This window comes from Dactylococcopsis salina PCC 8305 (assembly GCF_000317615.1).
Taxonomy (GTDB): Bacteria; Cyanobacteriota; Cyanobacteriia; order Cyanobacteriales; family Rubidibacteraceae; genus Halothece; species Halothece salina.
Map to the genome: position 1 here is coordinate 3,460,133 of NC_019780.1, position 19,593 is coordinate 3,479,725.

Genomic DNA, 19,593 nt, shown 5'->3' on the forward strand with positions numbered 1-19,593 from the left:
GAACATGAATGAGCCAACACAAATCATGAGCGATCGAGATTGTATTCAAACAATGATCGACCCCGCTCGATCGTCCCCTGCTTCGGAAACCGTTGTCACCGCATTAGTTAACCTAGAAAAAGCGAACAAAAAAACCACAGAACCAATTTCTTATGATCAACTATTGGGAAAATGGCGACTGTGGTGGATTACAGGAACAAAGAAAACTCGTCAACGATCGGGTATAATTTTAGGATCAGGGCGATATCTTCCCCAATGGCTGAAAATCACCTTATCTTATAGTAAAAATTCAGATTTCACCCTTACCGATGCGGAAGCTGGAAACGTCGAGAACTCAGTGAGTTTTGCTGGTATCAACTTAACCTTAACCGGATCAACAAAATTTTTTCCTAAACAAAAAATACTAGCATTTGATTTCACTGAACTGACCATTAAATGCTTCGGAAAGATCATTTATTCTGGAAACATTCGTAAAGGAAAAGCAAGCCGAGAAACCTTTTATCAAGAACCAATAAAAAAACAAGCCTTCTTCCGTTATTTTCTCATGGAAGAAGACTGTATTGCCGCCAGAGGGCGCGGTGGCGGATTAGCATTATGGAAACGACTCGAACCGTAATCAAACTTTTACAAATGGTTTTTGCCCCCCCAAACCCCCCAAATCTGGCAGTTACCAGTTAAGCAGTTACCAGTAGTTCTCAAACTTAATTAATAAAAGTGAAAGATCGATCGATTATCAATTCACTGGTCACTGGTCACTGGTCACTGGTTACTGGTTACTGGTCACTGGTCACTGGTCACTGGGAGACGTTCTATGGAACGTCTCTACATTGGTCACTGTAATGGTTAAAGTTTTGTGCCGCAGTCTGGACAAAACTTATTCGTAACAGGATTTTTAGCGCGACAGTTGCTGCAATAGATGACCTCTACCGCTTGATCTAACTGTTTAATGTCAGGTAATCCTAACATTTGAGCATTACTTTTCCCTGGCGCAACCATCGGATAACAGTTTTCGTCTTTTTTCACTTGTGCATCGAGCAAGACGGGTCCGTCATAGTTGAGCATTTCTGTGATGGCTGTAGCTAGTTCAGCGCGATCGCGCACCACCATGCCTTTAATCCCATATGCCTCGCATAACTTCACAAAATCAGGCATTCCCACCTGCATATTAGAAGCAGAATAACGCTCTTGGAAAAAGGTTTGCTGCCATTGTCTGACCATTCCCTGCCAACCATTATTGATCAGCACCGTTTTCACATTAATCCCATATTGTGCCAAAGTTCCTAACTCTTGCAAGTTCATCTGGAAACTGGCATCACCGCTAATACAAATCACCTGTTCTTCACCAACTGCGGTTTTAACCCCCATGGCGGCGGGTAAACCGTATCCCATTGTGCCGAGTCCAGAACTAGAAATCCAGCGTCGGGGACCATATTGGATAAACTGCGCCGCCCACATCTGATGCTGTCCCACATCGGTTGTATAGTAGGCATAGGGAGCTTGTTGTCCCACTTCTAGGATGACCTCTTGCGGAGAAATAGAGTCCTCATAACGCGGTACAACGAGGGGATAAACCTCTCGCCAACGGTTGATTCGTTTTAGCCAAGACTTCGTGCGATCGAGATTTTGGGGAATCTGTAATTCAACGACGCGATCGAGCATCTGTTGTAAACAAGTGCGAACATCCCCCACAACCGCCGCATCGGGAGCGCGGTTTTTCCCGACTTCTGCGGGATCAATATCAATATGAATCACTTTCGCATGAGAGGCAAACTCATCTAACTTACCCGTCACCCGATCATCAAATCTTGCTCCCACAGCAATCAATAAATCGCACTCACTCACCGCATAATTCGCATAAGCGGTGCCGTGCATCCCCAACATCGAAACCGAAAGGGGATGATTCTCATCAAACGCACCTAACCCCATCAACGTCGTTGTCACAGGAATCTGGAAATGTTCCGCTAACTGTTTAATTTCCTCATGTGCGCCAGAGGTAATCGCCCCCCCTCCCACATAAAGCAAAGGACGTTCTGAAGTTTCAATCAACTTAATCGCTTGAGAGAGAGCGCGTATATTACCCTTTTGCGTAGGGCGAAAACCTGGAATATTCACTTGTCCAGGTGGTACTGGCACATAATCGCATTCCTCAAACCCGACATCTTTAGGAATATCAATCAACACCGGACCGGGTCGCCCCGTATTTGCAATATGGAAGGCTTCTGCAACAATTCTCGCCATATCGCTTGCCTGACGCACTACATAAGAGTGTTTGACAATCGGAAGCGTAATGCCAAAAATATCAGTTTCTTGGAACGCATCAGTGCCAATGGCAGGTCTTGCCACTTGTCCAGTAATCGCCACCATGGGAATTGAGTCCATGTGAGCGGTTGCGAGTCCAGTCACCAGATTTGTTGCTCCCGGCCCAGAGGTGGCAAAACATACCCCCACCTTACCCGTTGCTCGCGCATATCCATCCGCTGCGTGAGCGGCGGCTTGTTCGTGACGGACTAGAATATGTTTAACGTCTCCCCGTGCTTCTGAGCGATGGAGTTCATCGTAAATGGGAAGAATTGCGCCTCCTGGATAACCGAAGATATGTTCGACACCATGGCGTTTTAAGCTGTCCATGAGAGCAAATGCACCGGTGCATCGCTGGACAGTTTCGATCGTTTCAGTTTCGGGATGATTTAGAGTTGGTTTGGTCTGATTTGGATAACCCACTGCTCAAACGTTTTTATTTACTACTTTAAGGTACAGTTTCAACTATCTAGTTGTTATTTATGCTACAACTTTTTAATATAATTGAGTTACGATTTCGTTAATCATTTTGGCAACGGAACAACGCACCTGACAACCGAGTTTAATTTCCCACCAACCCCAAGCGAGATGAGGATTTTGCCAAAGGGAAAGATGAGACACGGCAGGGGAACCATAAAAGTTTTGTTGTCCCTTTCCTAATACTGCCGAGGTGAGGTGAGTAAATGTGTCGTGACTAATGCGGTACAGGGGAAATGAGCCAGCTAAAGGGACTCCCCAGCCATCGATCGCGATTAGTCCTTGAGTGTTTCCTTGCCAGGTGAGGGCGGTTGCCATTGCGCCCACGACTCCAGCACTAAAACCGATGAAAAATAAGGGAGTGTGGTCTAGATTCTCTTGTGAGAGCCATTGCTGAAGTTTTGGGAAATTGTACGGCTCGATCGATCTCGGTATAATCAAATAATCAGCACGGTTGCGCCATCCCAGATTGGTAATGAAATCTTCTGTGAGTTGGGGGGAATGAAACCCTGGACAAATAATAATCACAGTCTTTTTAACCCAGTTTAACCGCCGTTCCCGTCGCCGTAATCACCAATAAAGCCCCTTCTTCATCAACATTAATTGTTCCTGTATCCACTTTAATCGCAATCACGGCATCTGCGCCTAAATTTTCCGCTCTTTCTGCGAGTTCTTCCACAGCTTCTTGTTGTCCTTTGGTAAAGAGTTTTTCATAACTTCCCGTACGTCCGCCAAAAAAGTCTCGAAAGCCAGCAAAAAAGTCTCTTAAAGCATTACTTCCATAAACCACTTCTGCGGTAACAATTCCTAAATACTCCTCGATCGTTTGTCCTTGTAGGCTGTCTGTAGTTGTTGTTAGCATTGGTTCTCTATCCTGATTTTAATGGGTAACTAAATTTTATCTCAATCTTAGATAAAAAGTAGGTTGGGTGGAGTCAGCGCGAAACCCAACACTAATTCTAAGCAATTACCTGAACCTGATATAAGAAAGCCTACATTGTAGGGTTTGCCTCGCCCACCATCAGGTAACTTTACTTTTCCAAAATGGTATAAGAAATACATACACTGGAGCATTACCAAGCATTTTTTCAGTTAAACTGATATCTAGAATAATTGTTCGAGCTTCCTTCATTAATTCTTCTAAATCGCGATCAGACATAATCTTTTGCTGTTACTTTTTTAAAATAAACTGAGTTGAATGTAAATCTCTCGGTCGAATACATTGAGATGCTTTCTCATATTTAGCAATATATTTGTCCATACTTGGTGTTAAAAAATTGCTATTTTCAGGAATCGAAAAAGCTAATTCTCCTAATGCTTCTCCTGCTTTTATTTGCTTTGATTGCTGTGCAGGAAAGCTAAATTTTCCACGATGACCAACAATAAAAACTCTTTCTCTCTTCTAAGGCGTTCCATAGTTTATATCAAGTTCGGGTAATTGCTTATAATGTGTGTTGGGTTTCGCTTCGCTTCACTAGGGCCTACTCTTTATCATCGATCGAGCGAACCTGATATTACTGCATTCAAAAGTTTAAATTCAACTAGATAGTTAAAATTTTGAAAGACTTTTATTAGTTGCTCTAAATGGAACCTACTTTTGTACAATAAACCTCTAACATTTTCAATTAAAAAGATATCAGGCTGATGGATTTCTACGGCTTTCGTAAAAATGGGGAAACCATCTCGTTTATCCCCTAATCCTTTTTGTTTTCCCCCAACACTAAACGGTTGACAAGGGGGTCCGCCAATGAGAACTTTAAAGGGGGGAAGCGGGGTTGTCTCTTTCAAGGTTAAACAATGACACTCACCTTGAAGATTTAAGGAATAGGTAGTAGCTGCATCGGTATTGTTTTCAAAACTAATTGTCGGAAAACCCTGTGCTTCAAAACCTAGACTTAATCCTCCACAACCTGCAAATAAATCGACAACGACAGGAAGTTTAGAGTTAATTTTGGGTTGGAGTAAATGATTAATCCAATGAATATAAGAATCTCCTTGAAAGGAAATTTGAGAGTTATCTGCAACTTTATTAATCATTGTTTGTTGGTTCTTGTCAATGTTCGGTTTCCCTTTGCTTTACCAAGCCTACCTTTTTTTGTTGTTTATTTCTTGTTTAGTTAGGGCTTCCTGAATAAAACTGAAACCCTTACCCAATGAGGCTTTAAGGTTCTTAACCCCTCAAAAAGGTGCAAGGGAGACAAGGGAGACAAGGGAGAAATGGGAGAAATGGGAGAAATGGGAGAAATGGGAGAAATGGGAGACAAGGGAGACAATTTTTCTTCCCCATCTTCCCCATCTTCCCCATCTTCCCCATCTTCCCCATCTTCCCCATCTTGCCTAAGGCAACTTGCCTAAGGCAACTTGCCTCTTGCCTAAGGCAACTTGCCTAAGGCAACTTGCCTCTTGCCTCTTGCCTTTTGCCTTACTACACCAACTAATTAACTTTTTCAGCAAACCCTAGTTATTGTAAATGTTGGGTTTCGCTTTGCTCTACCCAACCTACTTTTTTATCTGGTGACTCAATAAAATTTAAGGTGGGCATTGCCCACCCTACAAGATATGAGAATGATTAGCTTTGCAGGATTAATTCTTGACGATGAGCGTGACTTAATTGTAAGTCTAATCCTGTTACTTGTTCTAACATATAAACGAAATGTTCAGGGTTAAGCAACGTTCCATCATTGCGACAACTTCCCAGATAACGGAGTTTTGCTGTGTGTTCGTCTAGTTGTTCAACTAAGGATAATTCAAACACGCGATCGCGCAGATTTAATGTTTTCTTTTTCCCTGATTTTGTCGTTTTTTCCCACAAGATTTCCTCACGGTCTAAAATTGTTTGCAATGCTGCTTTCCATTGCGTTTCTGACACCGTCGTTTGCGCTTCTACGGTGACGAAATACTCGGCTTTTTCTAACAAGCTGGTTGCAGAATTTTTCAGACTGACGGTTTCTACAGAATTAATGGTAATTCCTTCAGGAAGTTGTTCGGAAAGTCGATCGCGAAACTCTTCTAAATCTAGCGTTTCTGTGAGGTCAAAATCGACAATTTCTCCACTACTGCTCATTCCTAAAGATAGCGCATTGGCGATACTAATTCTCGGCCCTGGATGATAGCCACCAGTAAAAGCAATGGGAAGTTTTGCCCGTCGAATGGCGCGATCGAACAATCGAACTAAGTCCAAATGACTGACTAAACGCATTTCTCCTTCCTTGCTAAACCGTACCCGAATGCGTTGGTCGCGAGTTTGATCTGGTTGAAAATGTCCTTCAAATTTGGGAATTTCTGGCGGTTTCACAACAATGTTATGACCGAAATCGATTCCACACACGCCACAATGAGAACAGCCAGCATAAGAACAATCGGGAACTGTTGCTGCGTCTAACGCCCGTTGTAAGTCCTCTTGCAGCCAGTTTTTATCAATTCCTGTGTCGATATGATCCCAGGGAAGGGGGGCATCCAGGCGATCGTTTTCTGTTCCTTGTGCCATGGTTTCCCAATCCCATTCGCCCTTCTCAACTTGGCGATATTTCCAGTCTAACCCTGCATCCGCGATCGCGGTTTCCCAAGCGTTAAACGCCTTTTCTAAACTTTCCCACCAGGCATCCATGCCAGCGCCTAACTCCCACGCACGGCGGACAACAGGCGCTAAACGGCGATCGCCGCGTCCGACAAAATCTTCCATTGCGGAGATGCGAACGTCGGTGTCGTTCACTTTCACCCCTTTCATCCGTCGAAACTCTTCTCGCAGCAACTCCTGTTTGCGGATAAACTCAGCAGTCGAAACAGAATGCCATTGAAACGGCGTGTGCGGTTTCGGGGTAAAATTGGAGATAGTGACGTTAAAATCAAGGCGTTTGCGTCCTTTCAGGCGACATTCTTGACGCAACCAACGGATGGTTTCTGCAATACCAATCACATCTGCATCGGTTTCCCCCGGTAAGCCAATCATAAAATAGAGTTTGACCTTATCCCAACCCTGTTCAAAAGCCGTTTTCACCCCGCGCAAGAGTTCCTCATTGGTTAACCCTTTATTCACCACATCGCGCATCCGTTGCGTTCCTGCTTCTGGTGCGAATGTCAAACCACTTTTACGAGTACCGCCGATAATGTTAGCGATGTTTTCATCAAATCGATCGACCCGTTGACTAGGGAGGGAGAGGGAAATATTTTCATCTTGGAGGCGGTTTTTCACTTCCATTCCTACCGCAGGGAGGGAAAGATAGTCGGAACAACTCAGAGAAAGCAGAGAGAACTCATTATAGCCTGTTTCGCGGATTCCCTTCTCGATCGTTTCCACCACCTGTTCTGGTTCAACATCATGGGCGGGACGGGTCAACATTCCAGGTTGACAGAAGCGACAGCCACGAGTACAACCGCGTCTGATTTCCACACTGAGGCGATCGTGGACGGTTTCCACATAAGGCACTAATCCGATCGAATAAGCTGGCATGGGTCGCGCTACCCGACGGATGATTCTCTCTGGAACATCATCACGGTTGGGATGCACTGATCCATCGGCGTTCATGTCGTAGAAACGGGGAACATACACCCCTGGCACTTGCGCTAAGTCTAGGAGTAATTCTTGTTTGCTGAGTCCTTCTTTTTTCCCTTCTTCAAGGATTAATCCCACTTCTGGAAGCAGTTCTTCCCCATCACCGAGAGCGATAAAATCAAAGAAGTCGGCATAAGGTTCAGGGTTAGACGTAGCGGTTTGTCCACCAGCGAAAATGAGGGGATAATCGCCATTTTCTCGTTCTTGCCAGGTGAGGGGAATATGAGCAAGATCGAGCATTTCTAAGATATTCGTCGCGCCCAGTTCATAACTGAGGCTAAATCCTAAAATATCAAAGTCTGTGACGGAACGACGATTTTCGAGGGCGAATAGCGGGGTATTGGTTTCACGGAGTTTCGTGGCGAGATCGGGTGCGGGGAGATAAGCGCGATCGCAGAGTTGACGGGGTTGAGCATTGAGAACATTGTATAAAATCACATGACCCAAGTTTGATGCGCCCACTTCGTAGATTTCAGGGTACGTGAGAACCCAGCGCACGATCGCGCTATCCCAAGGTTTGTGTTTCGTTCCTTGTTCGTTTCCCAAATAACGGGCGGGTCGATTAATTTCTGGGGTTATCAGTTGCTCAACTGTGGCTGTCATCGGCTATCCTTTTCCTTGTTACTTTCCATTTCTCATGGTAGTTCAGGATTCAAGGAGTTGATAGGGAGAGCGCGATCGTGAATAAGCACTGGTTGAACTTTGATCTGTAATTATTATGATGCTTGGACGTAATTCGGGGAAATTGTCCTACATTTGTACTCTAATAGAAGTTTCTATATTGCTTCTAAATCAAATCTGTTCTATAGCCAGAAATCTTAGCAAAAAACTTCAGCGTGGCTCTACTAATATCAAGTTCATTCTCATTTACCCAAGAATGATATGCCCTATGGATTGTGCTAGTTAGAGGAATGAGATTTTTTGGATCATCTGCAAACTCAGGTGCTTCTGATTGTCCCTCAATATGGTGAATATCGCATGGATTATTTTTATTAAACTCCACATTACTCAGTAGGCAATATTTAGCATCATTCTGAATTTCGCGCATCGTTTTGTGAACTGATTCCTGTTTATTCGCAGCCCCCTGTAGGGTAGCCACAATAAGGTTTGGATTGTTAGCTAGCTCAGAAGAAATGATGGCGATCGCTGCTCGATACCCAATCGCTTTTTTGGGATTTTCTATACATAACTTCTCTATCAGCACATGGAGTCCTGCGGGTGTTAAATAATCTCCTTCCTTAAAAGGATTTATTAATGCACTGTTTCGCTGAATAATGTTTATTGCTGACTGCCTACTATTAGTTAGTAAAGGGCTGTGCATATAGTGAATTGGTAAGTAAGGCTGACCATTACGGATCATAATGTTTTTAAATAAGGAGTTAAATTTACTTAACTGTCCTTACACCAAAATATTGAGCCTACACTTCAATACTTTCCATATTATCCTAGTATCTTAAACTTAGACACATACAGAGTAACTAAAGGTAACTTATGTAAAATCGTACAAAAGGTTAAGCGTAGTCGCAGTTTTTTGGAGAGAATAAACAGAAAGGAAAGGTAAAGCGCGATCGAGCGTTTTGGGAAGGAGAGCGCGATCGCGTATTTGAATAAACGGAAAGGAAAGTGAAGGCGCGATCAGGTGTTTTGGGAGAAGCAGCGATCGCGCTGATATTCTTTGATACACTGAACTGAAAGGAAATCTTAAATTGCTAATTTACTGTGAGTGAAAGTGTTTACATCGAAACCAGCATCTTGGGACATCTCACTGCGAGACCCACCGATAACCTAATCCTTGCTGCTAACATGAAAGTGACTCAAGACTGGTGGAATGAACACCGTCACTCATTTACACTTTATGCCTCAGAAATCGTTGCTGATGAAGCAACGAAGGGTGATGCAACGATCGCAGCTAAGCGGTTAGAACTTCTACAACCATTAATGTTTCTTCAACTGACAGAGGAAGCCTTTGAACTTTCCCAAGCATTTCTCAAACAAAGTAATTTGCCTGAAAAAGCATTGATTGATTCTCTCCATATGGCATTAGCAACTATTTACGGTTTAAACTATTTGTTAACGTGGAATTGTAAACATATGGCAAATGCCCAACTGCAGCGTAAACTATCCGAGATTAGTTGGAAATTAGGGTATGTTTTACCTGTTATTTGCACTCCTTATGAACTGATTGGATATAACTCGGAGTTTTAAGCTATGTATCGCAACGAAATTCTTGAAGAAATTCATCAATATAGAGATAAATATGCTCAGTCATTTCAATATGATTTAAGATCACTCTTTAATGATTTAAAGAGAAAAGAGTTTGCTCACAAAGACAAACTGGTCAAACTTCCCATGAAGCGTCAAGTTCCTGTAAAGAAAGATTAATCGAGACAAATACCGATTCTAGAAGTGAACAGAACATATCTTGTAGTGCAACAGTTTACATAATAGGCTTTTTCAATTTGTGATTCAGCAATGGGAGTAATTTCAACTTGAAATGTCATACTTGCGCTGCATCTCTTGAGTAAAATCCGCAAAGGGACGAGTTTGTCCCGCATTGAGTTCATCAAATCCTTGCTGAATCCCTGCTAGGGTCTCCAACTGTTCCGCAAGAGAGCGTAACTGAGTTGGGCTTAATTTTCCCGATTCCAAGAATGTCACCAGAACTTGAATCGGGTAAGGTTCGAGAGTCGCCTCTCTCCCCTCCCCTAAGAACCGTACGTGACAGTTTCCCATCATACGGCTCAAGCCTTGCTTCCAACCTTCGTCTTGGTTTTTGAACTGTGTACCTGCTTATGACACGCTTTGTGTAAGTGGATTAAATTCTCAGTGTCGTCTGAGCCACCGTCTTTCACAGGTATTATATGGTGAGTCTCAATTTCTTCCCCGTTATAGAGGCTTTCTCCACAGACAGGACACTTATGTTCTTGCATCTTGGCTACTTGTTCGTATTTGCTACCTTTCGCCCACTTTTGTTTTCCTATCTTGAGGTTTCGTTTTTGCCAATAGTCTCGGAGTGAGGGGTTATCAGGGCTTGCTGTCCCTTTGACCTTGACGTGCCTGATGATAGGAGTGCTACTGATATCGTAGAGCATAAAGAATTTCTCCTTACCTCCGCGACCAGTGCAATAACACGCAAAGCGATTTCTCCCTCGAATCCGATTAAAGTAGCGGTTGAAGACCCACGTTTTTGATTTATTCGGGTGTCGCCGTAACGCCCATTTATAGAGGTAGTGCCACACGCGATTTTCAATGTAGCTAAAGGTTTCTTTGCTTACCACACCTCTGTAGTAGTTAGCAAAACCTCGGAGAAGTGGATTTAGGACTTTGATGACATCTTCTTGGGTGCAAGCCTTCATTTTATTTAGAGTTTCCCCAATCTTTTTACAGAAGGCAAGGACCTTCTTTTTCTGGGGCTTTATCAATAATTTGCCATCGTAGTGGCGTAAGTTGAACCCAAGAAAGTCAAAACCTTCTTCCATCGAGACGATTCTCGTCTTCTCCGCGCTGATTTCCAGACCTCGTTCTGACATCCACTGCTTTATCTGGTCAAGTATATGTTCTAGGCTTTCTTTATCCTTTGAGGTGACCACGAAGTCATCTGCATAACGAATAACTCCGAGCTTCGGATTGACTGATTTAATGAAGTCCTCCAACCCGTGTAATCCAATGTTAGCTAATAGAGGACTAATCACCCCACCTTGTGGTGTTCCCATGTCGGTCGGATTTAGTACACCCTTATCGAGGTAACCAGCTTTTAACCATCCTTCAATTAAGTCTCCACGTGGTACAGACTCGATTGCTGTCAAGATGGCTTCATGGGCAATGTTGTCGAAGAAGCCCTTAATGTCAGCGTCTAGAACCCAGAGGTGTCCACCACTTGGACTTGAATTAAGTCGAATCCAACATTGAGCAATGGCATCGTGACAACTCCGACCGCATCTAAATCCATAGGAGTTAGGCTCGAATACTGCCTCCCACTCGGGTTCTAGTATATTTTTAACCATTGCTTGTGCGACTCTATCCCGTACGGTAGGGATTCCGAGGGGACGTTTCTTCCCGTTAGGTTTGGGTAGGTAAACTCGTCGTGTCGGGTTAGCTTTGGGCATTTCCCAACTGTTCACAAGTTTCACTCGCTCGTCTGGGGTGTTCAGTACCTCCTTATCTACCCCTGCGGTACGCTTTCCTTGATTAATTTGAGTGATTTGTCGCACTGATAATAGCAAATTGGCTCGGCTTCGTAACAACAGCTTCTGCAACCGACGTAATTGCTTCCACTGACCAAGACTTCTAGCACGAAAGATTCTCATACGCAAGTTTCTAACAGACTTCTTGACCTTGCGCCAGTTAATCTGACCCCAGTCTGAAATCTCTCCCCTTAGTCCATTTGTCAACGTTATAGATGACATCTAACTTCTCCTCGGGTTCGTCACCCTTGTAAACTTCACCTTCGTATAAGACCCAAGACAAGTCTGCTATTCCTTTCGGTCAGGGATAATGTTTCAACCCCTATCCATCCCGTTACAGGCTGGCGTTCGCTTTTTGTCTCATCTTCTACCCCCCAGAGAGTTGTAGGTTCGTTGCCTCCCCTCTACTCTTGGCTCGACCAGCCTTGAGACCCTGTGGGGCTTACTCTGTTGCGTCGATTGAACATACGAGTTGGTTAGGATGGCTGACTTTTCTGCGGAAGGAGTAAGTTTCCACGTTGTTACGAACAGACAGCGTAACAACCACCTTCTTACCATTTTGGTCACAGCCTATCAGGGATAATTTGGCTGTTTTCTAGTATGACGCAGTTTAATCATCAGCTTAGACTATGTTCATCCTTCCAATTCTCCTTCTAGCACGGAGACCAGTCAATCCCTACCAGCAACCGTTACATTTGGGGCGTGCATTCCACTGGATTCATTACTTACTACCAGTGTCGCCATTCTCCAAGTGTGGAGAACTTTCCACGAAGGACAGGGGTGGAAATCCCTGTGGTGTAAGGGTTACACCGCTTCAACCGACCAGTTCAGGTCGCACGTCTGTTCACTGACTCCTTGGGGTAATTCACTGATTTGAATGTATCCGTCTTGATAAAATCCTTCAACCGTTTTTGTCATCAGTCAACTCAATCTCAACTTTACTCTATTTTACTCTCTGCGCGATCGCGCTCTGCGTAGTGAGCTTTCGCTCGATCGCGTGTTGGAATAAGCGGAGAAAACTCAACTTTAGAAGAGGAAAAAGCCTAAAATCAGCTATCCTCGTCGAGGACGACCTAATGTTGTAATATACAAAGCCGCTTCGTCTTCTGGAATCCCTAAGACTTCATTCACTTGGTTATCAAAAAATCCTGCAATTCCACTCACACCTAATTTGAGATAAATTGCTACTAAGTTGAGACGTTGTCCGAGATGTCCCGCGTCAAGATGTAAATAACGATAAGCGCGATCGCCGTATAATGTAATTGCTTGTTGGAGATCAGCCGTTTGAAAAATCACCGCCGCCGCATCTCGTCCTAAATCTTGTCCTAAACATAAATAGTGTAATTCTCTCCGAAAGTTTTTAAAGCGAATTTGTCGTAATTCTTGGGAACTCGGCGCATAATAATAACACCCTTCTTCTAAATCCGTTACACCAGATACAGCAACAAAGGTGGAAACTAGATTTAAATCAAAAAAATCTGGAGTTGAGTCTAAACTTTGTCGCCAATAGTCTTGGGGTTGATAGGTAAAACTAAGAAGTTTCTTCAGTTCATCTAAGGTGATTTCTTCACCATTAAAACCACGAGTTGAGCGACGTTTCAGGATAGTTTCTTGTAATCCTTCTAACTGTTCTCCCCAAAAAATCGGTTGAGTTTCTGTTGATACTTTTAAGCAAAATGGAAAATTATATTTGTCCTTTCTTTCTGCTTCTTTGCGTTTTTTAGAGGAGAGATTGGGTTCAGTTTCAATTTTGGTTAATTCGTGAAGATGAGAGAGTAAATTTCCATCAGGAATGTTAGCAGAAAAATGATGATTGGCTTTTGAAGGTAAAGCAGTTGTAGTGGGAGGTAAGTTCTGTTTAATTTCTAAGATATCGGCTAAACCAGCCACCGTAATCACTCCTTCTTCTTGAGGGTTAAGATAGAGTAATTCATTCATTTTATCATCGTTAAATCCCCCAATTAAATGAGGACGATAATCGGTTAAACTTCCTGCTAATTCTAAGTTTCCTAACAGGTGTCCTGTGTCTAGAAAAATGCGTCGATAAGCCCGATCTTCGTAGCGCCATGCCGATCGATAAAATATCGCAGAAACCGCGATCGCAAGTTCGGTATTTTCTAAGGTGGAATCCCAAAAACAAGCGGTTTTTAAACTTGGCCAAACCGAATCTTCCCAAAAGTGAATTAAGGAATGAGTTTTACATTGATAGTTGTATAAACCTTCGGGTAAAAAAGATAATCCTCTAACAATTAAATAAACTTCCGCCGGATAAAGTCCACCCGCAGAAGGGGCGGCCCGAAGTAAAATCTGATCTCCAGAAGGCGTTTGCAATTTTGCCGTTACCCCATAAGATAAAAGGAGAAATCGGGAAAGTCGATGCCATTTTTCCCAGTTTTCTTCGTCAGTGGGTGCGTTGTTGAGATAGGGTTTTAGATCGTAAGTTGTTCCCAGTTTATAATCTTTGTAGGGAAGCGGTTGTTTGTCCCAATCTAAGGAACGAGCTTTCTGGGCAATAGTTTCTGGGTCATATTTGGTGCGTTCGTGGTAATGTTGAGCGAGAGTGGGTTTCCATTCAGCCATGATCTGTGAGTCGGGTTAATGCACTATCAAAATTATAAGATGTTGGGCGCTCGATCGATACTCATTGGATAAAACTAAGGATTTAAGCTATGTTTCAACTCAAAAACGTTGTTCCCTGGGGACGTTCCTTCCAAGACTACATCGAAATGTTTAACCTCACACCAGAAGATTTAGAATTATCAATTCTCGATTGTGCAGGAGGACCCGCGAGTTTTAATGCAATAATGAAACAACGAGAAAAAACTGTTATTTCTTGCGATCCAATTTATCAGTTTACACCGCAACAAATCGAGAAAAGAATTGATGAAACTTATCCGATCATCATTGATGGTTTATACAAAAATATCGATCAATTTGTTTGGGAGAAAACTCCCACTCCTGAAGCGTTAGGAGAAGATAGACTTTCCGCAATGAAGGAATTTTTAGCGGACTTTGCGACTGGAAAACAAGAAGGGCGTTATCGAGAAATTGGTTTTCCAGAACTCCCATTTTCTGACCAACATTTTGATTTAGCCGTGTCTTCTCATTTACTCTTCACTTATTCGGAACAGTTTTCTTGGGAGTTTCATTTACAGTCTATTTTAGAACTGTCTCGTGTGGCGAAAGAAGTACGAATTTTCCCTTTAGTTGAAAATTTTACCAGTATCAAGTCTCGACATTTGGACTCAATTTTAGAAGCACTCACAACAGGAGGATATGAAACAGAAATACAGAAAACCGTTTATGAGTTTCAACGCGGAGGAAATGAGTTATTAAAAGTGATAGGGTAGGCATAATAATAATGAAAAAGATACAAAAGCAGGGGATTACATGACCTTTGATGAATACAAAGTGCAATGCACGCATCATCGCGCTTAGGTAAGTTCCAAAGTATTTAACCAATTTTCAATCAGTTTTAACATTTTCTCTGAACTTAATCCTCTGATTTGTTGGGGAATTTCCTCTAAAGAATTAAACGGTTGCTTATTGCGAATTTGCTCAATAATGTTGTATCTTTTAGTCTGGATACCCGCTTTTTCTAATCGATCGCGCAATCGCTTTTCTTCTTGAGAAGAAGAATCATTGAATAATTCGAGAAGATTATGGCGTTTTGGAATTTGTTTCTCTACAGTTCCTATAGATGATTTTAATGCTTTATTTTCTTCAGTAACCGTTTGGATTAAATCATAAATCCTTTGTTCAATTGTCTGTTCAAAATTATTAAATCTTCCCACTAAATCATCAGACTGAGTTGAGAAATCAGAATCACGTTTAAATAGTTCTACTTGTTCAACTAAAGCAGATTCATGTTCAGGATCAATAACAACTGCTTGAATTGTCTCTGCTTTTCTAGGGTTAATTTCTCTCGCCCGTACCGCAGCAAAATAAACAAAATCTCCATAAATGACAGAATAAGATTCTAATCCATTTTGCCTTAAAACAACAGGTTGAATACTGAGTTCTGCTTTTAAAAAAAGATTAGCTGCTTGCTCAATTTCTTCTGTCGAAAACTGAGAAGCTGAGAGAGAGGATTGAATATCTTGAACGGAAACAAGTTGATAATATAATTTCATATTAATTTTAAGAGTTCATCGACTAACTGATTAAATTCTTGAGATGATTTAGAATTAGGTGCATAATCAAGAACAGATTTTGGATCAGGAATTGAGTCTTCTTCAGTTTCGATAACTAATTCTGAACAATTCGCTAAATCAGCACGCTCGAAAATAGCAGATTCTAAAACCTTGAGATGATAACGATCATTAATTTTATCTTTTCTCTTAGGGAATGTGTATTTAATAAAAGTGGCAACTGTTGAAATTTTAGTAGGAAGAACACCGATGACATTTAATGGGGAAAGGTTGGTCATTTCTCGAAAGTTATTCACCTCTTGAATTAACTCTTGAACATTAGTTAACCCTTGATTAGCAAAAGGCTTTAAGTCACTGGGAATAATTAAATGATCCGCAGCAATTAAAGCAATTTTTGCATATAAATTAAGAGCAGGTGGTGTATCAATAATTACGATATCATATTTATCTTTAACTGCTTGAATTTTCTTAGCTAAAACAAACGGGCTAAAACTGCTATTTTTGAGTTCATTTTCAGCTTTCATTAAAGAAATATGGCTAGGAATAATATCTACAGTCGGATCACAATAGCTTCCTTTTCTGGCTACTTCAGGAATTGAATTAAATTCTTTACTTTCTAGAACTTGTAAGATATTCAATTCTTTCAAATTATCATTAGACTCGTCATCAAATTTCACTAAACCTGTTGCATAGGTTGTGTTAGCTTGACTGTCTAAATCAATTAATAGAACACGATTTCCTCTCTTAGCAAAAGCAGCGGCTAAGTTAACAGCAACGGTGGTTTTTCCGACACCACCTTTATTGTGATAAATGGCAATTGTTTTCATGGTTTTTTCTGGCTTAGGTTTACTGGATTTTTGAATAGGTTCGTCTTTAATTATTACACTGTTTTGATAAAATTGGCGAAAAGATTCAACTCCTCCTTGTAAATCTTCTCGTTGTGGGTTAGCATCAAATAAGTGTGGACTACCGACAACAATTCGCTTGGTTTTAGCGCGAGTAATCGCAACATTTAAACGATTGAGTTGAAAGTAAAATTCTGCTCTTTGTGTGGCGTGTTCGGGGTCGCTGGTGGTTAAAGAAACGATGATCATTTCCCGTTGTTGTCCTTGCATAGATTCAACGGTGTTAACCTGAATTTCAGTTAATTCGGGGTGATTGGTGTCTTTCTTTAATTCAGTCCGAATTAGTCGCACTTGGGCGCGGTAGGGGGCAATTACGGCGATTTCTTGGGGAGAAATACCACATTCCACTGCTTCGGTAATGATGTCAGCGATCGCTTTTGCTTCGGGGTACGATCGCGCTTTTTTTCCTTGATGATTGATTTCTAGAAACACGGCGGGTGTCTCTGGATCAAGCACTTTTGGAAAACGTTGCGAAGAATGATTTAAGGGAAAACGACGTTGACTCGCTAACTGAGAAGGCTGTAATTTTCCCTCATAAAAATAATCACTGGGAAAGCGATTAATCTCATCATTCATGCGATAAGTAATGTCTAACATCGTTCCAGGTGCGTGTTCAAATAAGGTTTCAAAAATGGAACGCTTCACCCAAGAAATCTAATGTTTTGCGGTAATAACTGGCGACATTTGTTTATGATCGCCGATAAAAATATGGCGCTTTCCAGCTAACATTCCTGATAGCGCGATCGGGAGTGTAATTTGTCCAGCTTCATCAAAAATAACGGTATCAAAATCAATTCCTTTTAACCGATTTGTGCGTAATGCAAAACAAGTTCCCCCAATAATCAATCCTTTGCTTTCTGCTGTATAAGGACTATTATTAAAGTATTCATAGTTTTTGATTTCTCCTCCTTCCCAAGTTAAGCCAGTTGTTTTATCTTCTCCTCCAACTTTGAAAATATGACTGTAACCAGTGGTTTCTTTAATGGTTCGCAAGGCGTTATTAATCGCCGTATGGGTAAACGCTGTTACTAAAACTCGCTTGTGATGACGGGCTAAAATGGTCGCTAAATGTGCTAATAATCGGGTTTTTCCTGTTCCAGGGGGACCTTGAATTAAATAATAATTTTGCGTCGCGATCGCGCTCACTAAGGCTTCTTTTTGTTTATCAGAAAGTCCTAATTTTAAGTCGGTGATAAACTCCCAACTTTGCTGATAGTTTGTGGTGGGAATATCAGGAAGAGTTTTTCCTTGTAGGATATTGAGAATTTTATCTTGAATTGGAGGAGATTCTTTAATTTCCGCTAAAGCAGCAATCAAATAACGACGAACATCGATCGAGTCTTGATCTAATACCCAATCTTGTCGAGAAGTGTCTAAATCAGGAAAAATCGTTTGATAACCAGCACGAAGAATTAAATCATTTCCTGTTTCTTCTTCTAAGATACAAGCATAACTATTGTTCGGATCGAAAGGCTGATTTAAACTTAAACGGAGAGGATTTCCTGCTGAGAATTTAGAAAGATTTTCTCCTGAATAACGGAGGGTGATTTTATTTCCTGTATATTGAATAATTTGTAATCCAGAAATTGCATAGCCATCTTCTATTCTTTCTGCTAACGGTTTACGCCAAATCTGTTTGGTTTCTCGAATTTGAGAGTCGGTTTCTGTGTTGATAAATCCTTCTAAACTGTTGAGTAGAGTTGTTTCGGAAACGGCTTTGATTTCCTGATTAATCTCATTTTGATTTAAGTATCGATCGCGCTGTTTTTCCCGCGCCATCTCTTCAGCTTGTGATTTTGTCCAAAATGGTATTTTTCTAATTTTTTGCGTATCTGGAAACTGATTTAAAACGGATTTGTTGCTACTATAACGGGCGATTAGTTTCGCAATAATTAGACAACAGCTTTCAGGGGAAGTGATAATTTGCTCTTCTGCAAAACGTAACACAAACCAGCCATTTTCGGTGAAGGCGCGATCGCGCTGTCGATCTTTTCCGATGTAATGAGTGGCTTCACCTGTATCATAAACATAGGGTTCATCACATTCGATATCAATGTAAAGATTAGCGGCTGGATCAATGTAAACAAAATCTGGGGTGTAACTTTTAAATTGCTTATTGTGATCAATTTGATTGCCAAAATAAGGGCTTAAATAGTACCAGAAAAAATGGTCTTCAGCAGGATTTGCGGTTACGATTCGTTCTTCTGAGGAAGGAAGCGGGAGCGCGATCGATTGACGTTGTTGGGGACGGAAAATAATGGGATAGTTAGACACAATTAGCTTAGAGATTTCCTTGAGATTTGTCTAGTTTTATCGGTAAAGATTTTATTAATCTTAAAAAGACACGATCGATGCTATTTAGAAAAAAATAACATCTAATTGCTAATTACTTTTATTTTTATCCCAATCTTGATGTAATTTAACTAATTCTTGTTTTCTAAGCCTACTATAACCAGTGAGTCCCCGTTTTTTGGCTAAAGCCTTTAATTCTGTTGCATTCATTTGATTATATTCCTTAGTGATTGATTTCTTTTGCACTTCAACAGTAGGCTTAATTTCAATATGAATCTGAACTTTACCTTCATTTAATTCAGCTAATAAACTCGGTTCTAGATTAACTTCAAATGCTTTAACTAAGCCATCAGAGGGTTTATTTCCAGCTAAAGCCCCCATTTTTTCTTGAATGAGGGGAACTTGATCATCTTCTAAATCAAAAACCCAAGTCCACAATCGATCGATTCCTAATTCTTCAGCAATGATACACCATTTCTGACCATAAACCACCTCATATTCATGTTCTTCTTCATCGGGTTCAATGCGTCTGACAATAATCGGAATTAAATTTGTTCCTTGTTCCTTGAAAGTTTCTTCAATTAACTCTCGTTCTTTTTGTGAAATCTCACTTTTTACCTTTTCCTTGTCAGGAATAGCGAGTAAAACTGTCTCAACTTCTCCGTGATTACTGGGTTTAACTCGAAGATAATCAATAATTGTTTCTTGAGTCGTTTTTTCTTGCATCTGTTTTA

General features: G+C 41.4%; 20 protein-coding genes. 5 read left to right on the forward strand and 15 right to left on the reverse strand.

The window, feature by feature from the left end:
* Positions 1-4 precede the first annotated feature (4 nt).
* Positions 5-616, forward strand: coding sequence for a hypothetical protein (locus tag DACSA_RS16515; RefSeq protein WP_015230838.1), 612 nt, complete (start codon positions 5-7; stop codon positions 614-616).
* Between the two features lie 98 nt (positions 617-714).
* On the forward strand, positions 715-840 hold the full coding sequence (locus tag DACSA_RS22665) for a hypothetical protein (protein ID WP_269544613.1): 126 nt from the start codon (positions 715-717) through the stop codon (positions 838-840).
* A 3-nt stretch (positions 841-843) separates the two neighbouring features.
* Here the strand turns inward: DACSA_RS22665 and ilvB are convergent, their stop codons facing one another.
* The 8 genes from ilvB to DACSA_RS21045 all read right to left on the reverse strand — a co-directional run bounded on the left by ilvB (position 844) and on the right by DACSA_RS21045 (position 9,011).
* Positions 844-2,628: a biosynthetic-type acetolactate synthase large subunit gene (gene ilvB, locus DACSA_RS16520; protein ID WP_456297640.1), complete on the reverse strand. Its 1,785-nt coding sequence runs from the start codon at positions 2,626-2,628 to the stop codon at positions 844-846.
* Positions 2,629-2,793: 165 nt separating this feature from the next.
* Entirely contained in the window at positions 2,794-3,303 is a 510-nt protein-coding gene (locus tag DACSA_RS16525) for a hypothetical protein (RefSeq protein ID WP_015230840.1), read from the reverse strand.
* 7 nt (positions 3,304-3,310) lie between these two features.
* On the reverse strand, positions 3,311-3,637 hold the full coding sequence (locus DACSA_RS16530; RefSeq protein WP_015230841.1) for a YbjQ family protein: 327 nt from the start codon (positions 3,635-3,637) through the stop codon (positions 3,311-3,313).
* Positions 3,638-4,266: 629 nt separating this feature from the next.
* Positions 4,267-4,812 carry a DNA cytosine methyltransferase gene (locus DACSA_RS21770; RefSeq protein ID WP_051017346.1) on the reverse strand — a complete coding sequence of 182 codons (546 nt, stop codon included), beginning with the start codon at positions 4,810-4,812 and terminating at the stop codon, positions 4,267-4,269.
* An 80-nt stretch (positions 4,813-4,892) separates the two neighbouring features.
* Positions 4,893-5,048, reverse strand: a complete 156-nt coding sequence (locus DACSA_RS21040) for a hypothetical protein (RefSeq protein ID WP_156800831.1) — start codon at positions 5,046-5,048, stop codon at positions 4,893-4,895.
* 296 nt (positions 5,049-5,344) lie between these two features.
* A complete protein-coding gene (locus DACSA_RS16540) occupies positions 5,345-7,930 on the reverse strand; it encodes a TIGR03960 family B12-binding radical SAM protein (RefSeq protein WP_015230843.1) in 2,586 nt (861 codons plus the stop codon).
* A gap of 184 nt (positions 7,931-8,114) precedes the next feature.
* Positions 8,115-8,687 carry a hypothetical protein gene (locus DACSA_RS16545; protein ID WP_015230844.1) on the reverse strand — a complete coding sequence of 191 codons (573 nt, stop codon included), beginning with the start codon at positions 8,685-8,687 and terminating at the stop codon, positions 8,115-8,117.
* 129 nt (positions 8,688-8,816) lie between these two features.
* A complete protein-coding gene (locus DACSA_RS21045) occupies positions 8,817-9,011 on the reverse strand; it encodes a hypothetical protein (protein WP_156800832.1) in 195 nt (64 codons plus the stop codon).
* 35 nt (positions 9,012-9,046) lie between these two features.
* On the opposite strand from DACSA_RS21045, the gene DACSA_RS16550 reads away from it, so the two are divergent.
* On the forward strand, positions 9,047-9,532 hold the full coding sequence (locus tag DACSA_RS16550) for a type II toxin-antitoxin system VapC family toxin (RefSeq protein ID WP_015230845.1): 486 nt from the start codon (positions 9,047-9,049) through the stop codon (positions 9,530-9,532).
* A 3-nt stretch (positions 9,533-9,535) separates the two neighbouring features.
* Positions 9,536-9,709 (forward strand): hypothetical protein, encoded by a 174-nt coding sequence (locus DACSA_RS21775; protein WP_015230846.1) that lies wholly within the window; start codon positions 9,536-9,538, stop codon positions 9,707-9,709.
* Positions 9,710-9,811: 102 nt separating this feature from the next.
* Here DACSA_RS21775 and DACSA_RS16555 read toward each other — a convergent pair whose 3' ends face one another.
* The 3 genes from DACSA_RS16555 to DACSA_RS16565 all read right to left on the reverse strand — a co-directional run bounded on the left by DACSA_RS16555 (position 9,812) and on the right by DACSA_RS16565 (position 14,091).
* On the reverse strand, positions 9,812-10,063 hold the full coding sequence (locus DACSA_RS16555) for a hypothetical protein (protein ID WP_198007594.1): 252 nt from the start codon (positions 10,061-10,063) through the stop codon (positions 9,812-9,814).
* A gap of 5 nt (positions 10,064-10,068) precedes the next feature.
* A complete protein-coding gene (gene ltrA, locus DACSA_RS16560; protein ID WP_015229728.1) occupies positions 10,069-11,733 on the reverse strand; it encodes a group II intron reverse transcriptase/maturase in 1,665 nt (554 codons plus the stop codon).
* Between the two features lie 831 nt (positions 11,734-12,564).
* Positions 12,565-14,091: a SagB/ThcOx family dehydrogenase gene (locus tag DACSA_RS16565; RefSeq protein ID WP_015230848.1), complete on the reverse strand. Its 1,527-nt coding sequence runs from the start codon at positions 14,089-14,091 to the stop codon at positions 12,565-12,567.
* Positions 14,092-14,180: 89 nt separating this feature from the next.
* Between DACSA_RS16565 and DACSA_RS16570 the strand changes: the two genes are divergently transcribed.
* Positions 14,181-14,861, forward strand: coding sequence for a hypothetical protein (locus DACSA_RS16570; RefSeq protein WP_015230849.1), 681 nt, complete (start codon positions 14,181-14,183; stop codon positions 14,859-14,861).
* An 84-nt stretch (positions 14,862-14,945) separates the two neighbouring features.
* Here the strand turns inward: DACSA_RS16570 and DACSA_RS16575 are convergent, their stop codons facing one another.
* From DACSA_RS16575 to DACSA_RS16590, 4 genes are all read right to left on the reverse strand, one after another.
* Entirely contained in the window at positions 14,946-15,644 is a 699-nt protein-coding gene (locus DACSA_RS16575) for a hypothetical protein (RefSeq protein ID WP_015230850.1), read from the reverse strand.
* Positions 15,641-17,212 (reverse strand): AAA family ATPase, encoded by a 1,572-nt coding sequence (locus DACSA_RS20030; protein WP_015230851.1) that lies wholly within the window; start codon positions 17,210-17,212, stop codon positions 15,641-15,643. Before DACSA_RS20030 ends, DACSA_RS16575 begins: the two co-directional genes overlap by 4 nt.
* Before the next feature lie 9 nt (positions 17,213-17,221).
* Positions 17,222-18,841 carry an AAA domain-containing protein gene (locus DACSA_RS18420; RefSeq protein ID WP_015230852.1) on the reverse strand — a complete coding sequence of 540 codons (1,620 nt, stop codon included), beginning with the start codon at positions 18,839-18,841 and terminating at the stop codon, positions 17,222-17,224.
* Positions 18,842-18,949: 108 nt separating this feature from the next.
* On the reverse strand, positions 18,950-19,585 hold the full coding sequence (locus DACSA_RS16590) for a Rho termination factor N-terminal domain-containing protein (protein ID WP_015230853.1): 636 nt from the start codon (positions 19,583-19,585) through the stop codon (positions 18,950-18,952).
* Between the last annotated feature and the right edge of the window lie 8 nt (positions 19,586-19,593).